Origin of the sequence: Pseudomonas sp. efr-133-TYG-23, from assembly GCF_030209215.1 — a bacterium.
GTDB classification, from domain to species: domain Bacteria; phylum Pseudomonadota; class Gammaproteobacteria; order Pseudomonadales; family Pseudomonadaceae; genus Aquipseudomonas; species Aquipseudomonas rhodesiae.
The window spans coordinates 188,682-207,905 of record NZ_JARVSL010000005.1; the positions used below are offsets into that span (position 1 = coordinate 188,682).

Annotated in this window: 19 protein-coding genes; 11 read left to right on the plus strand and 8 right to left on the minus strand. The window is 61.2% G+C overall.

The genetic code is table 11. The features are described from left to right. Positions 1-6: 6 nt before the first annotated feature. Entirely contained in the window at positions 7-2,361 is a 2,355-nt protein-coding gene (locus QRN41_RS03455; protein WP_285421153.1) for a penicillin acylase family protein, read from the minus strand. Between the two features lie 31 nt (positions 2,362-2,392). Beyond that, positions 2,393-2,968, minus strand: a complete 576-nt coding sequence (locus QRN41_RS03460) for a DUF6436 domain-containing protein (RefSeq protein ID WP_285421154.1) — start codon at positions 2,966-2,968, stop codon at positions 2,393-2,395. Between the two features lie 90 nt (positions 2,969-3,058). Between QRN41_RS03460 and bipL the strand changes: the two genes are divergently transcribed. Continuing rightward, positions 3,059-4,000, plus strand: coding sequence for a phospholipase BipL (gene bipL, locus QRN41_RS03465; protein ID WP_285421155.1), 942 nt, complete (start codon positions 3,059-3,061; stop codon positions 3,998-4,000). Positions 4,001-4,041: 41 nt separating this feature from the next. On the opposite strand, the gene QRN41_RS03470 is transcribed toward bipL, so the two are convergent. Further along, on the minus strand, positions 4,042-4,794 hold the full coding sequence (locus tag QRN41_RS03470) for a DUF2059 domain-containing protein (protein ID WP_034101347.1): 753 nt from the start codon (positions 4,792-4,794) through the stop codon (positions 4,042-4,044). Positions 4,795-4,926: 132 nt separating this feature from the next. Here QRN41_RS03470 and QRN41_RS03475 point away from each other — a divergent pair, with 132 nt between their 5' ends. After that, the gene (locus QRN41_RS03475; protein WP_047881737.1) at positions 4,927-5,559 is read left to right on the plus strand and encodes a 2OG-Fe(II) oxygenase; all 633 of its coding nucleotides are present in this window, start codon (positions 4,927-4,929) and stop codon (positions 5,557-5,559) included. Between the two features lie 2 nt (positions 5,560-5,561). Then, positions 5,562-6,056, plus strand: coding sequence for a 2-thiouracil desulfurase family protein (locus QRN41_RS03480; RefSeq protein WP_285421156.1), 495 nt, complete (start codon positions 5,562-5,564; stop codon positions 6,054-6,056). A gap of 35 nt (positions 6,057-6,091) precedes the next feature. On the opposite strand, the gene QRN41_RS03485 is transcribed toward QRN41_RS03480, so the two are convergent. After that, a complete protein-coding gene (locus QRN41_RS03485) occupies positions 6,092-6,571 on the minus strand; it encodes a transporter substrate-binding domain-containing protein (RefSeq protein WP_034101343.1) in 480 nt (159 codons plus the stop codon). 134 nt (positions 6,572-6,705) lie between these two features. On the opposite strand from QRN41_RS03485, the gene QRN41_RS03490 reads away from it, so the two are divergent. Next, positions 6,706-7,146, plus strand: coding sequence for a DUF4399 domain-containing protein (locus QRN41_RS03490; protein ID WP_034139712.1), 441 nt, complete (start codon positions 6,706-6,708; stop codon positions 7,144-7,146). A 67-nt stretch (positions 7,147-7,213) separates the two neighbouring features. On the opposite strand, the gene serA is transcribed toward QRN41_RS03490, so the two are convergent. Further along, on the minus strand, positions 7,214-8,443 hold the full coding sequence (serA, locus tag QRN41_RS03495) for a phosphoglycerate dehydrogenase (RefSeq protein ID WP_034101340.1): 1,230 nt from the start codon (positions 8,441-8,443) through the stop codon (positions 7,214-7,216). Between the two features lie 204 nt (positions 8,444-8,647). Here serA and QRN41_RS03500 point away from each other — a divergent pair, with 204 nt between their 5' ends. From QRN41_RS03500 to QRN41_RS03515, 4 genes are all read left to right on the plus strand, one after another. Beyond that, the gene (locus tag QRN41_RS03500) at positions 8,648-10,042 is read left to right on the plus strand and encodes a D-2-hydroxyglutarate dehydrogenase (RefSeq protein WP_034101339.1); all 1,395 of its coding nucleotides are present in this window, start codon (positions 8,648-8,650) and stop codon (positions 10,040-10,042) included. Between the two features lie 23 nt (positions 10,043-10,065). After that, positions 10,066-10,731 (plus strand): fumarylacetoacetate hydrolase family protein, encoded by a 666-nt coding sequence (locus QRN41_RS03505; RefSeq protein WP_094064332.1) that lies wholly within the window; start codon positions 10,066-10,068, stop codon positions 10,729-10,731. A 169-nt stretch (positions 10,732-10,900) separates the two neighbouring features. Continuing rightward, complete coding sequence (locus tag QRN41_RS03510) at positions 10,901-11,827, plus strand: SdiA-regulated domain-containing protein (protein WP_034139710.1); 927 nt, start codon at positions 10,901-10,903, stop codon at positions 11,825-11,827. Between the two features lie 120 nt (positions 11,828-11,947). After that, positions 11,948-12,856, plus strand: coding sequence for an SdiA-regulated domain-containing protein (locus QRN41_RS03515; protein ID WP_167417021.1), 909 nt, complete (start codon positions 11,948-11,950; stop codon positions 12,854-12,856). Here QRN41_RS03515 and QRN41_RS03520 read toward each other — a convergent pair whose 3' ends face one another. Then, on the minus strand, positions 12,857-14,803 hold the full coding sequence (locus QRN41_RS03520; protein WP_094064330.1) for an autotransporter domain-containing protein: 1,947 nt from the start codon (positions 14,801-14,803) through the stop codon (positions 12,857-12,859). It abuts the gene before it with no gap. A gap of 265 nt (positions 14,804-15,068) precedes the next feature. Then, on the minus strand, positions 15,069-15,740 hold the full coding sequence (rpiA, locus tag QRN41_RS03525) for a ribose-5-phosphate isomerase RpiA (protein WP_285421157.1): 672 nt from the start codon (positions 15,738-15,740) through the stop codon (positions 15,069-15,071). 137 nt (positions 15,741-15,877) lie between these two features. On the opposite strand from rpiA, the gene ilvA reads away from it, so the two are divergent. Beyond that, positions 15,878-17,392 (plus strand): threonine ammonia-lyase, biosynthetic, encoded by a 1,515-nt coding sequence (gene ilvA / locus QRN41_RS03530; protein WP_034101330.1) that lies wholly within the window; start codon positions 15,878-15,880, stop codon positions 17,390-17,392. Between the two features lie 40 nt (positions 17,393-17,432). Beyond that, positions 17,433-17,846, plus strand: coding sequence for a DUF2269 family protein (locus QRN41_RS03535; RefSeq protein WP_167417022.1), 414 nt, complete (start codon positions 17,433-17,435; stop codon positions 17,844-17,846). 90 nt (positions 17,847-17,936) lie between these two features. On the opposite strand, the gene QRN41_RS03540 is transcribed toward QRN41_RS03535, so the two are convergent. Next, entirely contained in the window at positions 17,937-18,593 is a 657-nt protein-coding gene (locus QRN41_RS03540) for a histidinol-phosphatase (RefSeq protein ID WP_285421158.1), read from the minus strand. A gap of 143 nt (positions 18,594-18,736) precedes the next feature. On the opposite strand from QRN41_RS03540, the gene QRN41_RS03545 reads away from it, so the two are divergent. Further along, entirely contained in the window at positions 18,737-19,216 is a 480-nt protein-coding gene (locus QRN41_RS03545; protein WP_003176750.1) for an RNA pyrophosphohydrolase, read from the plus strand. Positions 19,217-19,224 lie beyond the last annotated feature (8 nt).

Below are 19,224 nucleotides of genomic sequence, written 5' to 3' on the forward strand. Positions count from 1 at the left end.
AGGCCGTTATCGAGCGGGCAATAGCTTCAGCGTGCCGCGGGTATTGGCCGTGACTTCTTCATCGCTCAAATGCGCCTGCTCATAACCCCCTTCGATATAGGTCTCGGCCTGGTCGCCGTAATGCTTGTCGAACGGCACGCCGCTTTGCCCCACGGGGTTGATGGTCAGGGCGTGGGCTACATCGGCGAAGTCGATCAAGCGGCGGGTGGATGGGCCGTATGTCACTGGCCAGGGCGCCGGGCCGATGGCAGCGGATTGGTTATTCGGCACTTCATGGGTGCCCGGTGCGGGGAACGGGCCGACGTTGAATACCCTATCCAGTGGCTTCTGCATGCCCAGCGGATGACCGTGGGTCAACGTATGTGCCTTGCCCCACTGCCACTGGTTCGGGTCGTCGCCAAGGGTGGCCTTGAGGTGGGCGAGGCTGTTGTCCCATGCGAGCTTGACGGTGTCGGTGCGTTTGCCATCCCACCAGGGCGAGTCCGCAGCGGCGGCCAGGCGTGGCAGGGCCGCGTCGATCACGCGGGTGCTGATCAGGGTCTTGAACATCGCGTCGCCGAGTTTGGGGTGGAAGGCCGCATCGGCGAGGTTGAACAGGAACTGGTTGAACAGCGTGGCGCTGATGGAGTCCAGCGGGTAGTCGCCTTTCCAGTTGGCCAGTTGATCCACCAGCTTGAGTTGCGCCGGGTCCTTGACCACCTCACGCAGCACTGGCAGCAGCGGTGCCAGCAGGCGTGGGCCGAACGCGGTGGTGGTGCCCAGTTGCAAGGCTTGGCTGTTGGTCACGTCCCACTTCACTCGGGCGTCGCTCAACTGGGCGTTCAACTGCTGGCCACGGTCGGCCAGGTTGTAATAACCGGGGATTTCCATGCCCGTAGGCGACGCTGGCTGGGCGTTGGCAGAGACCACATAGCCGCGCGCCGGGTTTTCTTCCTGGGGGTTGGCGCTGAAGGGGTAGAAGCCGAGTTTGTCGGCCTGGGTGGTACTGCCGTCGAGGATAAACCCGGGGTTCACGCCTGCCGGACGAATCGGTAACTGCGCCGCCGCCCACCAGCCGATATCGCCCTTGGCATTGGCCCACACGATATTCAAGCCGGGTGCCGAGACCTTGGCCGCAGCAGCGCGGGCTTTGGCCAGCGTATCGGCGCGGTTGAGCTGGTAGAAGCCTTCAAGGATCGGGTTCTGAGTGTCGAGAAACGCCCACCACATCGCGATGGGAATGTTGCCTGCCGTCTCGCCAAGCACGTCATTGATGATCGGCCCATGGGGCGACTGGCGCAGGGTGAGGGTGACCGGTGCCTGGCCCTTGACCGCGATCTGTTGTTCGCTGCGGATCAGGTCGACCCACTGGCCCTGATACCAGACCTGATTGGGATTGTCCGGGTTGACCTTCTCGGCGATCAGGTCGAGGTCGTCGTTCTGGAACATGGTCAGGCTCCACCCGAAATCCAGGTTGTGCCCCAAGAATGCCATCGGCACCAATGCGTTGTGATAGCCGTACAACTCAAAACCCGGCGCCGACAGTTGCGCCTCGTACCACACCGACGGCACGGAAAAACGGATATGCGGGTCGCCCGCCAGCAACGGTTTGCCGCTGCGGGTACGGCTGCCGCTGATGGCCCAGGCGTTGCTGCCCTCGAACTGCGGCAGGCCGTTGTCGGCCAGGGCCTGGTCGCTCAGAGCGGCGAGGGCGCCGAGGGATTGCCAGTCGCTGGCGGCCAGGTTAAGGGCGCCCTTGGGTTGCCAGTCGAGGTCGAAAACCTTCAGGTAGTCGCTGCCCAATTGATCGCGGATGTAAGTCAGCAATGGTTCGGTACGAAACGCGGCAGCAAAGCTGTAGGCCATATACCCGGCCACGCTGATGGTGTCTTCAGCCGTGAAGGGCCGCTTGGGGATGCCCAGCACGTCGAACTCCATCGGGCTGGGGTGGCTGTCCTGATACTGGTTTATTCCATCCAGATAGGCTTGCAGCGCCTTCCAGTGCGCCGATGCATGATCCAGCTGCGCCACATAAGTCGCGGCGCGGTCGCGGATGCGCAGGCTGCGGAACAGTTTGTCGGTGTCGACCACCTTGGGGCCCAGCACTTCGGCGAGTTCGCCACGGGCCAGGCGGCGCATGATCTCCATCTGGAATAGCCGGTCCTGGGCGTGCACATAGCCCAGGGCGCGATACAGATCGGTTTCGTTCTCGGCACGGATATGCGGCACGCCACGGTCGTCATAGCGCACGGTGACCGAGCCTTGCAGATGGGCCAGTGTCACCGTGCCCTGGCGCGTGGGCTGTTTGCTGTACACATACCAACCGGCGCCGAGAGCGAGCAGCACCACCACAGCCGCGAGAGTCTGCAAGACGCGCTTCATGAAGAGTCCTTACCAAGAATGGGGTGGCGGCCTACGGCCCGGTTGACCACGAACAATAGCAGCCCACCGCCAGGGTGTGCGTGGCATTCACCTCGCGCCCGGCGTCGAGCGCTTGCAGGATCGGCTCGATAAAACTGTTGTTGGCATTGCACGTCAGGCCCTCGCTGTAGGGCCCGAAATACGCGAGCTTGCCGCTGCGGTCCCAGATGCCCACGGCGGGGCTGGCCGGCACCTGGTCGGCACCGGGCAGGGCAGTGAGGATTTTCATCTGGCGCAGGTTGTCCGGTAATTGGCCATGGCTGCCGGTTTTTTGCAGGGCGTAGAACTCAACGCCTTTGGACGCGTACTGCTCGATCAGCTCGCCCAGATGTTGCTGGTTGATCACATTGCACGGGCACGCCGGGTCCCAGAAATGCACCAGGCGGATCGGGCCTGGGCCGCTGAGTTCGGCGGGCAGTTGCAGCGCATCGCCGGAAAAAACCGCCGTGTGCTCGCTGAAAGCGCGCAGATAGCGGCCCTGAAACCAGTCATACGCCGTCCACAGCACGCCGGTGCAGATAATCAGGATCAGGCTGGCGAACAGGGCGGTACGGTAGGTCTGTCGCATTCGGATCTATCCTCGCAGGTCGCGTAGCTTGCCATGCCTGCCCTGACAGATGAATATCGCAGCTCGATATTGTGAGCCTGGAAACCCTTTATGCCCGTCACCTTTGACCCGGATCATCTGCGCGACAGCTTGCGCCCCTTGTCGGATGCGCAACCGCTCAGCGCCGAGGCGCGGGTCTACCAGCGTTTTTACGGGCTGGACCTGCCCGCGCGCAAAGTGCCGGCGGTGAGTCGCCTGGGGCGCTTTGAGGTGGACGGTTTCGACGTGGTGGCGCAGGTGTGGTGGCCGCCGGTGCCGGTGGCGACGATGTTTTTGTTTCACGGCTTCTACGACCACATGGGGCTGTACCGCAACGTAGTGGACTGGGCACTGGACCAGGGCTTCGTTGTGATCGCCTGCGATTTGCCGGGGCATGGCTTGTCCAGTGGCGCGCGCGCGAGCATCGATGATTTCGCGGTATACCAAGATGTGGTTCAAGCCCTGTTCACCCAGGCCGAGGCACTGCAACTGCCCAAGCCCTGGCACCTGTTCGGGCAAAGCACCGGCGGCGCGATCGTGGTGGATCATCTGCTTTATCACGGCGCCCAGAGCCCGGCGCAAGGCAAAGTGCTGCTGCTGTCGCCGCTGGTGCGTCCGCGCGCGTGGGGCTGGTCCCAGGTCAGCTATTACCTGCTGAGGCCATTCGTCAAAGGTATTGCGCGGCGGTTCAGCGACAACTCCAACGACCCGGCCTTCCGGCCGTTCCTGGAAGCCGATCCGCTGCAGCCGCGGCAACTACCCACCGCCTGGGTGGGCGCCCTGGCGCGCTGGATCAAACGCATCGAGGCCGCCCCGCGCAGCACGCGGCGGCCGGTGATCGTGCAGGGGGAGGAAGACATGACGGTGGACTGGCAGCACAACCTGCACGTGCTGCGCGGCAAGTTCGACCGGCCCGAGGTGCTGATGCTGTCCCGTGGACGGCATCACCTGGCCAATGAGATTCCAGAGATTCGCGAAGAGTACTTCCGGTATTTGACGGACCATCTGAAATAACGCGGTGCAAGTGGGGGAGGGGGCAAGCCCCTCGCACATTTCTACTGCGTCAGGCTTGAGGTGCTCTGGCCGACTGCCAGGCCTGCGCGAATCGCCGCCAGCGCCGCCTGGTAATACGCCTTACCCTCCGGCGACTCGGCGAACGTGGCGAATTCTTCCAGCTCCGGGTCGGACAAATCGCGATAGACGTACAGCAACGTGTTGTTCAGGTCATTACCGATCTGCTGCATCAAGCGCTCACGTTGGCCATTCAACATGCCCTGGGCCTGACCGCCGCCCAGCAGGCCAGGGATCATCTGGCTGAGGCTGTCGGCCGCCACGCCGGCAATCGCCAGGCTGACCTCTGCGCCGGCCTCACGGGCGGGCAGGGCTTGGGCCAGGTGGCCGATGATCAGGCTGCGGGTGGCGTCGGCCTGGATCTTCGGCAGGCCCTGGGCGTTTTTGGCTAATTGATCGCGGCGGGTAGCGAGTAATTCGGCGGCGACGATCTTGCGCCCCAAGGGTGACTGAAAGAACGCCAGCGCTGGTGCCGGGTCCGCCAGGTGCTTGCGTAACTGCGCTTCGGCGCGCTGATCCATGGCCTGGGCGGCGAAGCGTTGGTTGCTGTTGTCCACCAGTGCCTGATATACCGCCGGCGGCAGGCTATTGCGGTAGCGCTGTTGGGCCGCCGCGAGTGCATCGGTGAAATGCGCACGTTGTTCGGCCCAGCCGGCAACCTTGTACAACTGGTCATGGCCGTCTGCCCAGGCGGGCAAAACGCAGAACATCAGCAAGGAAAAAAACAAACGACGCATATGGACTCCTGTCAGTCGGCCACTATTGTCCGTGTGGGGCGTAGGATTTGTCGAGAAATCCTGTCAGTCACATGAACTAATCTGTGTTCAGACGCTCGGCGGCTCTGTCGGATTCACAGGCGTATGGATACTATGCGCGCCATGCAAATACCCTTCGATCATCCCCTGCTGCAACGTATTGTCGACGACCTGGCCGAGAAAGGTTGGTCGCAGCAGAACGGCTTCCTGCCCCAGGCTCTGACCCTGGAACTGGCGGCTGAGTGCCGTAAACGTGCCGCCGAAGGTGAATTGGCGCCCGCGGCGGTAGGGCGCGGCCCGGCCCAGGAGATCCGTGAGGGTATTCGCGGCGACCGTATCCAGTGGCTGGAGGAGGGTGACGCCGCCGTCTGCGACACCTACATGGCGGTGATGGATAGCCTGCGCCTGGCCATGAACCGAGGGCTGTTCCTCGGCCTGGAGGATTTCGAAAGCCATTTCGCCATGTACCCGCCAGGGGCGTTTTACCTCAAACATCTGGACCGCTTTCGCGATGATGACCGGCGCATGGTCTCGGCGGTGATCTACCTGAATGACGCCTGGTTGCCCGAACACGGCGGCCAGTTGCGCATGTACCTCAAGGACGACGTCGAATACGACGTGACCCCTGTCGGCGGTTGTCTGGTGGTGTTCCTGTCCGGCGTCATCCCCCACGAAGTCATGCCCGCCACGCGCGAACGGCTGTCCCTGACCGGCTGGTTCCGTCGGCGGGGCAACGAGCCGTTCTGAGCATGCACAAGATACTGATCTGCCGCTGCCTGCTCGGGCATAAGGTGCGCTACGACGGTGGGGCCAGTGGGCCGTTCGACCAATTGGCGGCTTGGCAGGCAGAAGGGCGGGTAGTGGCGGTTTGCCCGGAAGTCGCGGGCGGCTTGCCGACGCCGCGTCCGTCTGCGGAGATTCCGGGCGGGCAGGGCATCGATGTGTGGGAAGGCCGGGCCCAGGTGCTCACCGCCGCGGGCGAAGACTTCAGCGCCGCGTTCCTCGACGGCGCGCGCCAGGCGTTGGCGTTGGTGCAGCGCCACGGCATCCGTATCGCTGTGCTCAAGGCCAATAGCCCCTCCTGCGGCAATCTGCTGACCTATGACGGTACGTTCACAGGCGTCAAAGTCAGCGGCGAAGGGGTCACGGCGGCGCTACTCAAGCGCCATGGCGTGCAGGTGTTCAGCGAGCTGGAGCTGCCCGAGGCTGCCGCCGCGCTGGCTCAGCTTTCAATCCCGACCTAATCAAAAGGCGGGAGAGGGCTGCCAGCGCGTTGGCGTTACTGGGCGTCGCTTTCAAGCCACTTGTGGGACAGCGCCTTCAACCGCCCATCCGCCTTCACCCGCTCCAAGGCTTTGTCCAGGCTGGCCTTGAACGCCGGATTGCCCTTCTGGAACGGAATCGCCAGGTCAGGCGCCTGGTTATAGCTCTCGCTGAAATCGAACCGATCACGCAGCTCGGCAGTCATAGCGATATGGTTGATGGCCACGTCGTATTTGCCGCTTTCCACCCCTTGCAGCAAGTCAGTGTCATCGGTGGTGATGAAGGACGGGCGCACATCCATTTCCTTGGCCAGTTGCTCGCCCAGCTCCACTTCAAAGCCGGTGAGCTTGTCGCCCTCCTTGAAGTTGAACGGCGGGTGAGTGGCTTCAAGGGCGATGCGCAGTTCGCCGCGATCGTTCACATCGTCGATCAGTTCGGCATGGGCCAAAGGGCTCAGAAGAGGAAGCAGCAGTAACAGGCCAGGCGAAAAGCGCATGGTCACTCCTAGAGAATTCGAATGTGCGAGGCGCCGTTCAGCATCGCTTTGCTATGGTGTTGAGTGCCTTGGACAGCAATTTGCCGCGAAGTTGTCATAAACCTACAGATTTCACAGAAAAACTGGAGAAGCGAATGAAAGCCCTTTTGTCCCGTGCAACGATTGCCAGCCTGTTGCTGGGTGCCTCGATGTTGGCCAGCGCCGCCGACCTTCCACGTACGCCGGCGCCTGAAGGTGCCGAAGTGTTTATCGTCTCGCCGAAGGATGGCGCGACCGTCGACAAAACCTTCACCGTCAAATTCGGCGTCAAGAACCTGGACCTGGAACCTATCGATAAGCAAGTGCCTAACGCCGGCCACCATCACCTGCTGGTCGACCAGGACGTGACGGCGCTTAAAGCCGACGAGGCGATTCCGGCCACCGCCACCTCGATCCACTTCGGCAAGGCGCAAACCGAAACCGAACTCACCCTGGCCCCAGGCAAGCACACCTTGCAACTGGTGGCGGGCGACAACGTGCATCGCCAGTTCGAGCCAACGGTCGCCTCGAAAGTCATCACGGTTAACGTCAAGTAAGCGCTCTGCGGACAAAAAAATGGGAGACCCCTGCGGGTCTCCCATTTTTTGTGCAGCGGTTAAAGCCTTAGAACAACACGCGGCTACGGATAGTGCCGTTGATGTGCTGCAGCTTCTCTTGCGCCAGGTCCGAGTACTCGGCGTCGACGTCGATTACCACGTAGCCGACTTTCTCGTTGGTCTGCAGGAACTGACCGGAGATGTTGATGCCGTTTTCCGCGAAAACCTTGTTGATCTCGCTCATCACACCCGGAATGTTCTGGTGGATGTGCAACAGGCGGTGCTTGCCAGGGTGAGCCGGCAGGGCCACTTCCGGGAAGTTGACGGACGAGACCGACGTACCGTTGTCGCTGTACTTGACCAGCTTCTCGGCCACTTCCAGGCCGATGTTGGCCTGGGCCTCAGCGGTGGAACCGCCGATGTGCGGGGTCAGGATCACGTTGTCCAGGCCACGCAGCGGGCTTTCGAAGATGTCGTCGTTGGAGCGAGGTTCTACCGGGAATACGTCGATGGCGGCGCCGATCAGGTGCTTGTCCTTGATTGCGTCGGCCAGGGCGTCCAGCTCCACCACGGTGCCGCGCGCGGCGTTGATCAGGATGCCGCCTTTCTTGATGGCGCGGATTTCCTTCTCGCCGATCATCCACTGGGTTTCAGCGGTTTCCGGAACGTGCAGGGTCACGATGTCGGACATGCCCAGCAACTCGGTCAGGCTCGACACCTGAGTGGCGTTGCCCAGCGGCAGCTTGGTCAGGGTGTCGTAGAAGAACACCTGCATGCCCAGGCCTTCAGCCAGCACCGACAACTGCGTGCCGATCGAACCGTAACCGACGATGCCCAGCTTTTTGCCACGGATTTCGAAGGAATTGGCCGCGCTTTTGATCCAGCCGCCACGGTGACAGGAAGCGTTCTTCTCCGGGATGCCGCGCAGCAACAGGATCGCCTCGGCCAACACCAGCTCCGCCACGGAACGGGTGTTGGAGTACGGTGCGTTGAACACCGCAATACCGCGCTCGCGTGCGGCGTTGAGGTCGACCTGGTTGGTGCCGATGCAGAAACAGCCGACCGCCACGAGTTTCTTGGCGTGATCGAAGATCTCTTCGGTCAACTGAGTGCGTGAGCGAATGCCGATAAAGTGCGCGTCGGCGATCTTTTCCTTGAGCTGGGCTTCCGGCAGAGAACTGGTGATGTACTCAATGCTGGTGTACCCGGCGGCTTTCAGAACGTCGACAGCCGATGGGTGGACGCCTTCCAGAAGAAGGAACTTGATCTTGCTCTTATCGAGAGAAGTCTTGCTCATCTGCGTAAACCTGTATCCCGGAGAAAAATGGCAGGGAGTCGGATCACTTAAGCTGACCCGGACGGCAGGAAAGCCGTCACCGCAGAAACGCCCTTGGGCTCTGTCCTGCGGGGGCGGTATGCTAGCATATGCGCCCCGCTAAACACCTATCCTGCGACGTGAAGCGTTCTCAGGATGACCATGAATTGTTCGAGAGTTCTGTCGATGACCCATCCTGCCCTGATTGATGAGCTAAAGACCCTGGTTGAGCCCGGCAAAGTGCTGACCGACGCCGACTCCCTGGAGGCTTACGGCAAGGATTGGACTAAACACTTCGCCCCCGCGCCGACCGCCATCGTGTTTCCCAAGACCATCGAGCAGGTGCAGGCGGTTGTGCGTTGGGCCAATGAGCGCAAGGTGGCGCTGGTGCCGTCCGGCGGGCGTACGGGGCTGTCGGCCGCAGCCGTTGCGGCTAATGGCGAGGTGGTGGTGTCTTTCGACTATATGAACCAGATCCTCGACGTAAACCTCACCGACCGCACCGCCGTGTGCCAGCCGGGCGTGGTCACCAAGCAGTTGCAAAACGTCGCCGAAGAAAACGGCCTGTACTACCCCGTGGACTTTGCATCCTCCGGTTCCAGTCAGATTGGCGGCAATATCGGCACCAATGCCGGCGGGATCAAGGTCATTCGCTATGGTATGACCCGTAACTGGGTGGCCGGCATCAAAGTCGTCACCGGCAAGGGCGACGTGCTGGAGCTGAACCGCGACCTGATCAAGAACGCCACCGGCTATGACATGCGCCAGCTGTTTATCGGCGCCGAAGGCACCCTGGGCTTTGTGGTCGAAGCCACCATGCGCCTGGACCGTGCACCGAAGAACCTCACCGCCATGGTGCTGGGCACCACCGATTTCGACTCGATCATGCCGGTGCTGCATGCCTTCCAGGGCAAGTTGGACCTGACGGCTTTCGAGTTCTTCTCCGACAAGGCCCTGGCCAAAGTCCTCGGGCGTGGCGACGTGCCTGCGCCGTTCGAAACCGAGTGCCCGTTCTACGCGCTGCTGGAATTCGAAGCCACCACCGAAGAAGTTGCCAATCATGCCCTGGAAACCTTCGAGCACTGTGTCGAGCAGGGCTGGGTGCTGGACGGCGTGATGAGCCAAAGCGAAACCCAATTGCACAACCTGTGGAAACTGCGCGAGTACATCTCCGAGACCATTTCCCACTGGACGCCTTACAAGAACGATATTTCGGTGACCGTCAGTAAAGTGCCGGCATTCTTGAAGGAAATCGACGCAATCGTCGGCGAACACTACCCGGACTTCGAAATCGTCTGGTTCGGCCACATCGGTGACGGCAACCTGCACCTGAACATCCTCAAGCCGGAAAATCTGAGCAAGGATGAGTTCTTCGCCAAGTGCGCCACCGTCAACAAGTGGGTCTTTGAAACCGTCGAGAAATACAACGGGTCGATCTCCGCTGAGCACGGCGTGGGCATGACCAAACGCGATTACCTGACCTACAGCCGTTCGCCAGTTGAAATCGAATACATGAAAGCCGTCAAAGCGGTGTTCGACCCGAACGGGATCATGAACCCCGGCAAGATCTTCGCTGTTTAAACCGCCCCTGAAGGAGTCGTTTCATGAGCTACCAGCACAAGTATGTCGACGGCACCAATATCCATTTTCCTGTGGGGAAAGTGGTGTGTATTGGGCGCAATTACGCCGAACATGCCAAGGAACTGGATAACCCGGTGCCGACCGAACCTTTGCTGTTCATCAAGCCGGGCAGTTGCGTGGTGCCGTTGGAAGGCGGTTTCGCTATTCCCGCAGAGCGTGGTTCGGTGCATTACGAGGCGGAAATCGCGGTGTTGATCGGCAAGCCATTGTCGGCCAAGCCCAGCCGTGAAGAAGTGCTGGATGCCATTTCCGGCTTCGCCCCGGCGTTGGATCTGACCCTGCGCGACAAGCAGGCCGAACTGAAAGCCAAGGGCCTGCCGTGGGAAGTCGCCAAGTCGTTCGACGGCGCGGCGGTGATTGCGCCCTTCGTGGTCGGCAGCACCTTCCCGGACCTGACCGACATCGGCATTCGCCTGACCATCAATGGCGAAGTGCGCCAGGACGGTAACAGCGCGCAGATGCTCAACCCTATCGTTCCGATGATCCAGTACATGGCCGGCTGCTTCTCGCTGCAGGCGGGGGATGTGATCCTCACCGGCACCCCCGCCGGCGTAGGCCCGTTGAATGCAGGCGATGAACTGGTGCTGGAATTGCCGGGCGTAAGTCGCTTCGAAAGCGTCGTCCGCTAAGCACGCCGTAGGAGGGGGCTTGCCCCCTTCTATAAAAGGGGGGGCGAGCACGTCTCACATCACGGCTTTTGCATTTTTTTCACACGCGATCCGGATAATCTTCAGGCTCCAGCACGCGAGCCCATTGATCCTGTGCTAATCCCCTAATCACTTCTCGGAAAAGCGCTCAATGGCCGTGCCTCTGCCCTCTGCATCATCCAAGCCCCGCTCCCGCTTTGCCCTGCGCTGGTATTCCTGGCTGTTTCTGGTCGGGGCGGTGGTGTATGGCGTGGCGTGGGCCATGCATTGGGACGATCGAGGCGTGCTGTGGGTGCTGGAGCGATTTGAAAGCGCTGCCGAGCGCAAGGAAAGTGTCTGGCTGCCGGACTATCAGGCGGTGATCGATGCCAAGGTGCTGCCGGGCATGGAAAAAGACGAAGCGTCGGACCTCACCTATAACCCACAGACCAAGACCCTGTTCTCTGTCATGGGCAAAAACCCGTTTCTTGTGGAGCTGAACCTGCAAGGCGACGTGCTACGCAAGATGCCGCTCAACGGCTGGAGTAATCCGGAAGGCGTCGCGATGCTGGAAAACGGCCTGATGGCGGTGGTCGATGAACGTCAACACACGCTGACCATCGTCAAGGTCGATGCCACGACCCAGCAGTTGAACAAAGCCGACTTCACCAGTTACGACCTGGGCCCCTCCAAGGACCAGAACAAAGCGTTTGAGGCCGTGACTTGGGACAAGCGCACTCAGCAACTGGTGCTCGGTGAGGAGCGTCCGCCGGCATTGTTCACCTGGAAAAGCGACGGCAGCCAGAGCCTGACTGGCGATAAACAAAAGCTGGCCAGCAAAGAGTTGGACATGCGCAACCTCTCGGCCCTGGCCGTCGACCCACGCACGGGCCATCTACTGGTGTTATCGGCCGACTCTCACTTGTTGCTGGAGTTGGATGAAAAGGGCGATCAGGTCAGCTTCATGACCTTGCTCGGTGGCTTCAATGGCCTCAAGGACACGATTCCGCGGGCCGAAGGGGTGACCATGGACGAGGATGGCAACCTGTACGTGGTGAGCGAGCCGAACCTGTTCTATCGTTTCGAAAAGCAGAAGTAGCTGACGAAATACGTCGGACATTTCTCTTTCAACGGCATTCGCCAGACAGTGGGGCGCGTTTAAGTTTAAATTCAGACCGGCGTGATATTTATTCGCCACTTTTGACTTTGAGCTCGCCCAATGCGTCGACTTGCCCGCCCCAAACCTATTCTTTTGATGCTTGCGCTGGTCATCGTGATCAGCGCCGTCGCTGTTGCGCAGTACTTCCGTCTCTTTGAGCGCGCCTGGTTCAACTGGCAGGCGTGGCGCCAGCCTACCAATGAGCAATCCATTGGCCTGGCGGATTACCGCGTGGTGCTGGAGGCGCAGGTGATTGAGGGGTTGGACGACGACGTGTCAGCCCTCACCTACGATCCGATCCGCAAAAGCCTGTTTACCGTGACCAATAAAAACGCCGAGCTGATCGAGCTGTCCCTGGAGGGCAAGATCCTGCGGCGTATTCCCCTGGTCGGGTTTGGCGATGCCGAGGCCGTGGAGTTCATCAGCGAGAACATCTACGTTATCAGCGATGAGCGCCAGCAACGGCTGATCAAAGTGCATGTGGACGATGACACCGAATTCCTCGACGCGGCCGACGCTGAACAAATGACCTTGGGCGTGCATGTCGGCGGCAACAAGGGCTTTGAGGGTTTGGCCTACGATTCGGTGGGCAAGCGTCTGTTCGTCGCTAAGGAGCGCGACCCGATGCTGATCTACGAGGTGCACGGCTTTCCTCATTTCAAGCCGGAAAAAACCTACTCGGTGCATGTGATCAACAACCCCAAGCGTGACGCCGGGCTGTTTGTGCGCGACCTGTCGAGCCTGCAATACGACGAGCGCAGCGGCCATTTACTGGCGCTGTCGGATGAGTCGTTTCTGGTGCTGGAGCTGGACATCGACGGTCGCCCGTTGAGCAGTCTGTCTCTGCTCAACGGACGCCAGGGTTTGAAAAAACGCGTGCCCCAGGCCGAAGGCATTGCCATGGATGACGATGGCGCGCTGTACCTGGTCAGCGAGCCGAACCTGTTCTACGTATTCAAAAAGCCCTGATCAGAACATCCATTGCACACCCAGTGAATAGCCGGTCTGGCTGCCTTCGCTATGGCCCAGGCGGCTATTGACCTCGGCATACACCCCCAGCTGTGGGGTAATCGCCAACTGGCTGCCCAGTTGGGCGCGACCAAAATGCTTATCCACAGCGCCGAGTCGCGCGGTACGCGCCTGGCCATCGGCGCGGGCGGTCAATTGCAGATCGTCCAGGCGGCCGTCGGCCAATTCCTCAACCCAGGCAATGTCGCCGTAGGGCATCAGGCTTAGGCCATGAGGCAGTGCGACGGTACCGCGTACTCGCCAACCAAGGCTGGCTTCCAGGGAGTCGAAGGATTGTTCCTCGTATTCAAGGGCGGTGCGCAGGTTTTGTTTCTCGTGGAATTTATCGATGCGTGAGTGGCTGTAGTCCAGGCCGGCGAACGGGCCGCTCTTGATTGCGCCGAGGTCAAAGTCGTAGCCGCCCAGCACCCGCGCGCCGAGCGTCAATGCGTCAGTGCTGCCGGTCAGCTGTTGATTGAGCAGGATCGGCCCGCCATTGGCCTGGATCAGCAGGTTGCGCCGGCTATCGAAGCGGCTGTGGCCGATGCTCAGGTCGCCGGCCAGCCAGCTCGGCCCGCCATCGTTAAGCAGCGCATAGGCGGCAGCTTGCCAGGTGTCGCTGTCGAGTTTGCCGCGGTGTTCCAGTTTGTCGCGGCCGTTGAGGTAACTGAGGCTGGCGCCGATGTTCAGGCTCGCGCTGAGTTGGTAATCGCCCAGGGCGTGCAGGCCCACGCGCCGGGCCTCTGGGTTGGGCGCCGTGTCGAAGCCACTGTCGGGGTTGTATTCGCCGTCCACGCCAATCTCGCCGTCAAAGCTGCCTACCTCGCGGCTGGCCGATTGCAAGGTCAGCCAGCGGCGATCGTGCAGGCGCACCATCGCCTGGTGCTGGCGCTGCAGGTTGTCCTGCATATTGCGCGCGACGGCGCCGCCGGAAGCGGTTGAGGCCAGCAGGTCAGCGTTGGTCAGCTCCAGCACCAAGCGGCTGAGCAGGCGCGAATAGTCGCGCAGGCGCTGGTCAATGCGCGCTTGGCCGAAGGCATCGGTGAGTACTGCTTTGTTGTCTTCAGCGGGGTCGTGCCAGGTCGAGCCGCCGGGGATTTTCGGGTTATTGGTCTGGGTATAGCCGTCCAGGTCGCCCAGTTCCCAGTTAGTGGCCTCTATATAGAGGATTGGTATGTTCAGCGCTTCGAATGCTTCGCCGTCGCTGCAGCAACCGGTGCCTGTGGGGTATTGCGGGTCGAGGCCGGGGTTGGTGAACAAAGGAATATTCAATTCCTTGGCGATCTGGAAGGTGTGTTCGCGCAATGCCGCCAGTGCGGGGTTGGCGGTGCTGTTCTGGCCGGCGTGGGCGTACATCATGTCGCCGGTGATCAGGCTGTCGAGGTTGATCATCGCCAGCATATTCGCGCGTTGGCTGGCGCTCAGCGAATCGACGAACGCCCGGGAGCCGCGCAAGCCTTCTTCTTCCGCGCCGAAACCGACAACCTGCAGCCCGTTTTCCAGCTGCAGACCGCCCAGGTTCTTCGCCACTTCGGTCAGCACACTGGCGCCGGAACCGTTGTCATCCAGGCCTTGCAGGGTAGGGCGGCCAAAGTAAGTGTCGAAATGCGCGCCAATTACCACGTACTGCGGCCGAGTGCCGGCGGCGTAGGCCACTACGTTCTGCGAGGCGCGGCTGCCGCTGTTCCAGGTGAAGTCCTGACGGCTGATGGTGTAGGCCGTGCCCATCTGGCTTTGCATCCAGTCGGCCGCGCCGGCGAAATTGGCCGTGCCACGATACCGGCCGGGGTAGTCGTTGATCAGCTTTTCCAGGGTGGTGTTGGCGTGCTCGCCGTATTCGTAGGCTGAGGCTTGCAGGGACACCAAGGCGCAGGTCGCGCCGATCGCGAAGGCGAGGGGCTTTATCACAGGGTCTTCCTTGAAGTGACGGAGTGGTTGAGCCGAGACCCTTTGCACAATGTGCGCCTCATTCCCTGGGCGATTGTGAATTGGCGCATTGTTAAACGGCGGGGTCGCGTGGTTGTAAGTTGTAACGGATTTGATACCAGCGACGGCATTGAATGTCGTGATTTGGCGCACGATTTTGGAGAGGGGTGCTGCGAAAGGTAGCGTTTTTGTTACATGGACAGGGGCTGTGGGAGGAGGCTGGCTCCGTCCCACAGTCAACCTGTGCTTAAGCCTTGAGGGTTTTCACGCCTTCAGGCGTGCCCAGCAGCAACACATCCGCCGGCCGCGCGGCGAACAGGCCGTTGGTGACCACGCCGACGATGGCGTTGATCCGGGTTTCCAGCTCGACCGGGTTGGTGATCTGCATGTTGAACACATCGAGGATGATGTTGCCGTTGTCGGTCAACACGCCTTCGCGGTACACCGGGTCGCCGCCCAGCTTCACCAATTCCCGGGCTACGTGGCTGCGGGCCATGGGGATGACTTCCACCGGCAGTGGGAATGTACCGAGCACCGGCACCAGTTTGCTGGCATCGGCGATGCAGATGAAGGTGTTGGCCACGGCCGCGACGATCTTCTCGCGGGTCAGGGCTGCGCCGCCGCCTTTGATCAGGTGCAGGTGTTCGTCGCTTTCATCGGCGCCATCGACGTAGAACTCCAGGTCGCTCACGGTGTTGAGCTCATACACCGGAATGCCGTGGCCCTTGAGGCGCGCGGCGGTGGCTTCGGAGCTGGCCACGGCGCCGTCGAACGCGCCCTTGTGCAGGGCCAGCGCATCGATAAAGCAGTTGGCGGTGGAGCCGGTGCCGACGCCGACGATGCTCTTGTCGTCGAGTTTGGGAAGGATTAAATCGACGGCGGCCTGGGCCACGGCCTGTTTGAGTTGATCCTGGGTCATGCGGGCTCCGGAACGGGCGGGGAGTTATCGAGGGCGGCGAGTATACCCCAACAAAACCTCGGGATTCGTGTGGTCGTATGGCTAAAAGCCGGGTTAGACTCCTTGGCCCTGCCCAACCCGCCCAGTGATGCTTTCCGATGCTTGAACAGTACGTCAAAAAGATCCTAACCTCGCGCGTCTACGACGTTGCCGTAGAAACTCCGTTGCAGACCGCCCGCCAGCTCTCCGAGCGCTTGGGCAACAAGGTCTGGCTCAAGCGGGAAGACCTGCAGCCGGTGTTCTCGTTCAAGATTCGCGGCGCCTACAACAAGCTGACCCAACTGAGCGCCGAAGAACGTGCGCGCGGTGTGGTCACCGCCTCGGCGGGCAACCACGCCCAGGGCCTGGCCCTGGCGGCCAAGGTGCTGGGGGTCAAGGCCACTATCGTGATGCCCAAGACCACCCCCGAGATCAAGGTCGAAGGCGTGCGCTCCCGTGGTGGCAAAGTGGTGCTGCACGGCGATTCGTTCCCGGAAGCCCTGGCCTATTCGCTCAAGCTGGTCGACGAAAAAGGCTACGTCTACATTCACCCCTACGACGATCCGCACACCATTGCCGGGCAGGGCACCGTGGCGATGGAGATTCTGCGCCAGCACCCAGGGCCGCTGGACGCGATCTTCGTACCGGTGGGCGGCGGTGGCCTGATCGCGGGTATTGCGGCATACGTGAAATACCTGCGCCCGGAAATCAAGATCATCGGTGTCGAGCCGGATGACTCCAACTGCCTGCAAGCCGCGATGGCAGCGGGCGAGCGCGTGGTGTTGCCGACCGTGGGCCTGTTTGCCGATGGCGTGGCGGTGGCGCAGATCGGTCAGCACACGTTCGACATCTGCAAGGACTACGTGGATGAAGTGATCACCGTCAGCACCGACGAAATCTGCGCGGCGATCAAGGACATCTACGACGACACCCGTTCCATCACCGAGCCGGCGGGGGCGCTGGGCGTGGCGGGCATCAAGAAATACGTGGAAACCCGAGGCGTCAGCGGGCAAACCCTGGTGGCTATCGATTCCGGCGCCAACGTCAACTTCGACCGGCTGCGCCATGTGGCCGAGCGCGCCGAGCTGGGTGAAGGCCGCGAAGCGATCATCGCCGTGACCATTCCCGAGAAGCCTGGCAGCTTCAAGGCGTTCTGCGAGGCCGTGGGCAAACGCCAGATTACCGAGTTCAACTACCGCTATCACACCGGCAGCGAAGCGCACATTTTCGTCGGTGTGCAGACGCATCCGGAAAGCGACCCGCGCAGCGCCTTGATCGCCAGCCTCACCCAGCAGGGTTTTCCGGTGCTGGACCTGACCGAGAACGAATTGGCCAAGTTGCACATCCGCCATATGGTCGGTGGTCATGCGGCCAAGGTGAGCGATGAAGTGGTGTTGCGCTTCGAGTTTCCGGAGCGGCCGGGGGCCTTGTTCAACTTTCTTAACAAATTGGGCGGGCGCTGGAACATCTCAATGTTCCACTATCGCAACCACGGCGCGGCGGATGGCCGTGTGGTGGCCGGCCTGCAAGTGCCGGCTAACGAACGTCACTTGGTACCGGCGGCCCTGGCGGAAATCGGTTACCCGTACTGGGACGAAAGCGATAACCCGGCCTACAAACTGTTCCTCGGTTGAGCGACTACGCTGATTGGGGCGGCCTTTAAGGAGTAGACACATGCAAACCCTGATCACCCTCAAAGTTATCCACATTGCGGCCACTGCGGTGTTGCTGCTCTGCGGCCTGGGCCTGGCGCTGCTGGCATGGCGCAAACGCAGCGTCGGTCCGGCGGTGGTCGTGCAGCGCCCTTGGGCGTTCGTATGGTTGCTGATGGGGGTTTGTCTGCTCAGCATGCCGTTTACCGGCTGGTGGCTGGTGCACCTGGTGGGCTGGCCGTTGGGGCAGACCTGGATTCTGGGCTCCAGCCTGCTCTACACCGTGGCGGCGCTGGCCTGGTTCTGGCTGGTGGCGCGGCTCAACCGGTTGCGCAAGGGCGAGGGCGGTAGCCTGAATTTCACTTTGGTGCTAGCGGTGGTCAGCCTGGTGGGGTTTGTGGCGATTGCCGGGTTGATGGGGGCCAAGCCGGTTTAACCCGTTGGATCGTGTCGCCTGTATCGGGGGCAAGCCCCCTCCCACATTTAACCGAGTCCTTGTGGGAGGGGGCTTGCCCCGATAGCGCTATCAGCTACGCAGGGTAATCACCGGCCAACCCCGCTTCTCGGCTTCGGCGCGCAAATTCGGGTCCGGATCGACCGCCACCGGGTTCGCCACCTGCTCCAACAGCGGCAAGTCGTTCATCGAGTCGCTATAGAAGTAACAGTCTTCCAGGCTATGCCCGGTCTCTTCCAGCCAACGATTCAAGCGCGTCACCTTGCCTTCACGGAAACACGGCACATCCGTGCTGCGTCCGGTATAGCGGCCGTTTTCCATCTCGCATTCAGTGGCGATCAGGGTGTCCACGCCCAGGCGTGCGGCAATCGGCGCCGTGACGAAACGGTTGGTGGCGGTGATGATCACCAGCTTATCGCCGGCGTCGCGGTGCTTGGCCAGCAGTTCTGAGGCGCGTGGCAGCATGATCGGTTCGATGCAGTCGCGCATGTAGTCGTTATGCCAGGCGTCCAGCTGGGCCATCTCGGTGCGGCCGAGGATTTCCAGGCAGAAGTTCAGGTAAGCGGCATTGTCCAGTTGGCCGGCCAGGTAATCCTGGTAGAACTCGTCGTTGCGAGCCTTGTAGGCCACCGGGTCGAGAATCCCGCGTTCACACAGGTAATCGCCCCAGGCGTGGTCGCTGTCACCGCCGAGAAGGGTGTTGTCCAAGTCGAATAAAGCCAGGCGCATTGCAGTTACTCGCTGAAATGTCTGTAAAAAGGCGTCCAGAATACGGTCTTTTCACAAGAGTGCACATAAGCTAAGAAGCCTCGTTGCCGCTTGCGCAAGCTTTGTGGAACAATGCGGCGACATGCGTTTGCGAGGTTGTTGCCGTGATCGACCCCGATGGTTTCCGTCCAAATGTCGGGATTATTCTTACGAATGATGCCGGACAGGTGCTATGGGCTCGCCGAATCAACCAAGATGCCTGGCAGTTTCCTCAGGGCGGAATCAACCCCGACGAAACCCCTGAAGACGCCTTGTACCGTGAGTTGAACGAAGAAGTCGGCCTTGAGCGCGAAGATGTGCAAATTCTGGCCTGTACCCGTGGCTGGTTGCGCTATCGTTTGCCGCAACGCCTGGTGCGTACCCACAGCCAACCGCTGTGCATCGGCCAGAAGCAGAAATGGTTTCTCCTGCGCCTGATCTCCAATGAGCAGCGGGTGCGGATGGATTTGACCGGTAAACCGGAGTTCGATGGCTGGCGTTGGGTCAGTTATTGGTACCCGCTGGGCCAGGTGGTGACATTCAAGCGCGAAGTTTATCGTCGCGCTCTCAAAGAGCTTGCCCCGCGCCTTTTAGCGCGCGACTGACGACGGAG